Here is a 4106-nt window from a genome sequence, read left to right as displayed (position 1 = left end):
CAAAGCTCAATCGCCGATGAAGCGCTGCGCATCCGCATGGTGTTAGCCGACGGTAGCGTGCGTGAATTTGTGCGCGGCGAGCCCGATTTCGCCGCCGCGCAGGTTTCGCTCGGCACTTTAGGCATTGTTACCGCCGTGACGCTGCGCACCCGCCCTTTCCGCCTGTTTACCTGCCACAAGTTTGCCGTCTCAGCCGATACGCTGGAGAACGATCTGATCGAGTGGAATCAGCAGTATGAGATGAGCAAAGCCTGGTGGTTTGTCGATGACAACCTGATGCACGTATGGAACGCGCACGAGGCCAGCGACGAAGAAGCTGAAGCCTGGCACGCCAATCAGCGTGAAGTGATTGAGCATGGCGATGACACCGACAGCAGCCTGAATGACACCATCGACCAGACGCTGGCGCAGATGCATCGCGATACGCAGATTCACGGCAAAGGCGGCAAACAGTTCCGCACCGTGACGCGCTTCCGCGATTTCACCGACATCAGTGGCGATATCTATCAGCTGTTTTGTCGCGGTATTGCCGTGCCGCAGATCAACGTTGAGATCGGCGTGCCGCTGGAGAAAACGCCGCAGATTATCAGCAAGATCAAAGCGTGGTATGCCGAGAATCATCCGCATATGCACTATCCGATCATTCTGCGTTGCACCGGCGCGTCTGAAGCCTGGCTCAGTCCGGCGTATCAGCACGCCACCTGCTTCTTCGGCTTCGTGGTCTATTACGCCGATGACGGTTCGCTGTCGCAGGATGGCCTGCATTTTCTCACCGAAGTCGAGAAGCTGCTGGCGGCCGAAGGCGGACGTCCGCACTGGGGCAAATATTACGACCCGCAGCGCTATCAGTGGCGCGATATCTATCCGCAGTGGGACGCTTTTCGCGCGGTGCGCAACCAACTCGATCCACAACGCCGTTTTAGCAATGGCTATGTCACTGCTTTGTTTGATTAAGTTTGAGGGGGAGAAACCATGTTTGCATGGGTAACGCTGTTAACGCAGCCAGACTATTTTATTGGCGTGAAGGCGCTGCACCGCTCGCTGAAGCGCAGTGAAACCCGCTGGCCGCTGATTGTGATGGTCACTGACGCCATCGATCTGGAGACGCGTGAAGCCTTGCAGGCGCTGGGCTGCGTAATCCATCCGGTGGATCCGCTAATGCCGAATGCAGAACTGGAGCAGCATTACGCTTCGGCGCAGTTCGGTGAAGTGTGGAGCAAACTGCGCGCGTGGGAGCTGGTTGACTGCGAGCGCGTGGTATTTCTCGATGCCGATATGCTGGTGCTGCGCAATATGGATGAGCTGTTTACGCTCGATCTGGGCAAGCATGCGCTGGCAGCGTGTCACGCCTGTCGCTGCAATCCCAACAAGATCGCCAGCTATCCGGCCAGCTGGCAGCCGGAGAACTGTCATTACACCTGGCAGGATCGCGGCGAACCGGCACCGTCAACGCTCGATCGCTATCTGAACGGCGGTTTCCTGGTGCTGAAGCCGGATCTGGCGGTGTTTGAGTGGCTGCAGGAGAAAGTGGCGGGCATTACCGATTTGCGTCGCTATCCGTTCTCCGAGCAGGATTTACTCAATGAAGTGTTCGAGGATCGCTGGCTGCCGCTTTCGTATAAATACAACGCACTGAAAACCTTGCCGTTCCAGCACAGCAAGATGTGGCGTGAAGATGAGGTGAAGAACCTGCACTTCATTCTGGCGAAACCGTGGAAACGCGATTTGAATCAGCCCGAGTCGGAACGCGACCGCTATTACGCGCTGGATAAGCTGTGGTGGGAGTTGGCGGCAGACTGAGTTTGATTTTTTAACATGCGTATCAGGTCGCCATTAATGGCGACCCTACGACAAGCGGTGCGATCTTAGACTTAACGCCAACCCAACTCCGGTGCAACGTGGGTCAAAATGCTCTCAATCACGTGCGCACAATAATCCACGCCTAACTGGTTCGGGATGGTCAGCAGCAGCGTATCCGCTTCAGCAATCCCTTCGTCCTGCGCCAACTGTTTGATCAACTGATCCGGCTCGGCGGCGTAGCTGCGACCAAAGATGGCGCGGGTTTTCTCGTCGAGGAAACCTACCGAATCCTGATCCTGTCCACTGCGACCAAAGTAGGCGCGGTCGGTGTCGTTGGTCAGCGCAAAGATGCTGCGGCTCACCGAAACACGCGGCGTACGCTGATGGCCCGCTGCTTCCCATGCCTGACGATAGGCACGAATCTGCTTCGCCTGCTGCACGTGGAACGGCTCGCCGGTTTCATCATCTTTCAGGGTCGAGCTTTGCAGGTTCATACCCTGCTGCGCTGCCCAGATTGATGTTGCGTTGGAACCTGAACCCCACCAGATACGCTCACGCAAACCGGCCGAGAACGGCTCAAGGCGCAGCAGGCCCGGCGGATTCGGGAACATCGGCTGCGGATTCGGTTTCGCAAAACCTTCACCGCGCAGCACTTCCAGCAGTTCCTCGGTATGACGACGGCCCATATCTGCATCGCTTTCGCCATTCTGCGGATCAAAGCCAAAGTAGCGATAACCTTCGATCACCTGCTCCGGCGAGCCCCGGCTCAGGCCGAGCTGCAGACGCCCATTTGAAATCAGATCCGCCGCACCGGCATCTTCTGCCATATACAGCGGGTTTTCGTAACGCATATCAATCACGCCGGTTCCAATTTCGATCTTTTCGGTACGCGCACCGACCGCCGCCAGCAGCGGGAACGGCGAACTCAACTGACGCGCAAAGTGGTGCACGCGGAAGTAAGCGCCATCGGCACCCAACTCTTCAGCCGCGACCGCTAAATCAATCGATTGCAGCAGGACGTCCTGCGCCGAACGGGTGGCGGATTGGGACGATGGGGTCCAGTGACCAAAGGATAAGAAGCCAATTTTTTTCATGCTGAAATTCTCCTCGTGAGCCGCGCAGGCCCGAACGTTTTCAATGCAGCAAGGTTACGCCACAGACGAGGTGACTGATAGCCAATAGATTTCGCGCGCTTCATCAACTTTTTTGCATAAGTAAGAAAAAGAGATTCTTTGTGTTCATCACGGTGTTCAATCATCGTCAGAGGCCTAATCACTGTTCACAGGTTCGGCTTCTTTATGAGTAAAGGGACATCCGCCTATCTCAGCGCGCAACAGCGCGAGGTGATACATCAACTGGCGCGCAGCTGGCTGTGGCGCAGCGAATTGCCGACGTGGCTATTGATGGTGGCGGTCTACGGCGGCTGGTTCGCCAGCGTTGTCTACTGGCAAACGCTGGGATTAACCTTGAGCACGCTGCTGCTGATCCTGTTTACCACCTGGTATATGTCGCTGCAGCACGAGTTGATTCACGGCCATCCAACGCGTTTCCCCCGGCTCAACCAGCTGTTCGGCACGCTGCCGCTGGCGGTGTGGTATCCGTATGGTTTATATCGCGATTCGCATCTGGCGCATCATCGCAATCACACGCTGACCGATCCCGATGAAGATCCGGAAACCTACTACCTTTCACCAACGCGCTGGGCGCAACTCAAGCCGTGGCAGCAGCAGGTGATTCATCTGCGTAATACTTTTCCCGGCCGCTTGCTGATCGGCCCGCTGCTGGATATGGGCGCGACCGTCAAAACCCTGGTGAATGCATTTATGCAACGCGACACACCAGCGATGGCGATGTGGATCATTCATCTCAGCTTATTGAGCGTGCTGTTTTACTGGATGGCGCTGCACGGCTTCTCGCCGCTGTGGTTCGTGCTGGCGGTGAGTTATCCAGCGCTGATGCTGACCAAAGTGCGATCGTTCTACGAGCATCGCGCCGAAGAAGAACCGCTGGCGCGCTCGGTCAATAACGAAGCCGCGCTGCCGTGGCGCTTGCTGTTCCTCAATCTCAACTATCATTCTGTACATCACGATTTGCCCGGTTTGCCGTGGTACGGATTACGCAAAGTCTATTTGCTGTATCGCGATGGCTATCATCAGCGTAATCACGGTTTTCGCGTCGCCGGTTATGGCGAGTGGATAACCCGCTTCTGGCGCAAATCGGTCGAGGTTAATGCCCATCCGGGTACGCAAAAGGATGCACAGGATGCCCACGCTTTCGTTACCGATGTACGACATCAATCATCAGGC

4 protein-coding genes are annotated in these 4106 nt (G+C 56.4%); 3 read left to right on the top strand and 1 reads right to left on the bottom strand.

The genetic code is table 11. The features are described 5' to 3' along the window. Together RTY00_RS21150 and RTY00_RS21145 are read left to right on the top strand one after the other, a co-directional pair. Positions 1–954: D-arabinono-1,4-lactone oxidase (locus tag RTY00_RS21150; RefSeq protein ID WP_312666028.1), on the top strand; the 954-nt coding region annotated here is incomplete at its 5' end. 18 nt (positions 955–972) lie between these two features. Then, positions 973–1800 (top strand): glycosyltransferase family 8 protein, encoded by an 828-nt coding sequence (locus RTY00_RS21145; protein WP_008104763.1) that lies wholly within the window; start codon positions 973–975, stop codon positions 1798–1800. A 71-nt stretch (positions 1801–1871) separates the two neighbouring features. Here the strand turns inward: RTY00_RS21145 and RTY00_RS21140 are convergent, their stop codons facing one another. Continuing rightward, a complete protein-coding gene (locus tag RTY00_RS21140; RefSeq protein ID WP_312666027.1) occupies positions 1872–2894 on the bottom strand; it encodes an LLM class flavin-dependent oxidoreductase in 1023 nt (340 codons plus the stop codon). Between the two features lie 204 nt (positions 2895–3098). On the opposite strand from RTY00_RS21140, the gene RTY00_RS21135 reads away from it, so the two are divergent. Continuing rightward, positions 3099–4106: fatty acid desaturase (locus tag RTY00_RS21135; RefSeq protein WP_312666026.1), on the top strand; the 1008-nt coding region annotated here is incomplete at its 3' end.

Source organism: Pantoea sp. CTOTU49201 (assembly GCF_032054795.1).
Lineage (GTDB): Bacteria > Pseudomonadota > Gammaproteobacteria > Enterobacterales > Enterobacteriaceae > Pantoea > Pantoea symbiotica.
This window is presented reverse-complemented; position numbering and strand designations above follow the sequence as displayed.

What these genes read in the sequence shown, in the direction of transcription:
- RTY00_RS21145 (WP_008104763.1), top strand. Translation starts at nt 973, where the DNA reads ATGTTTGCATGGGTAACGCTGTTAACGCAGCCAGACTATTTTATTGGC.
- RTY00_RS21140 (WP_312666027.1), bottom strand. Translation starts at nt 2,894, where the DNA reads ATGAAAAAAATTGGCTTCTTATCCTTTGGTCACTGGACCCCATCGTCC.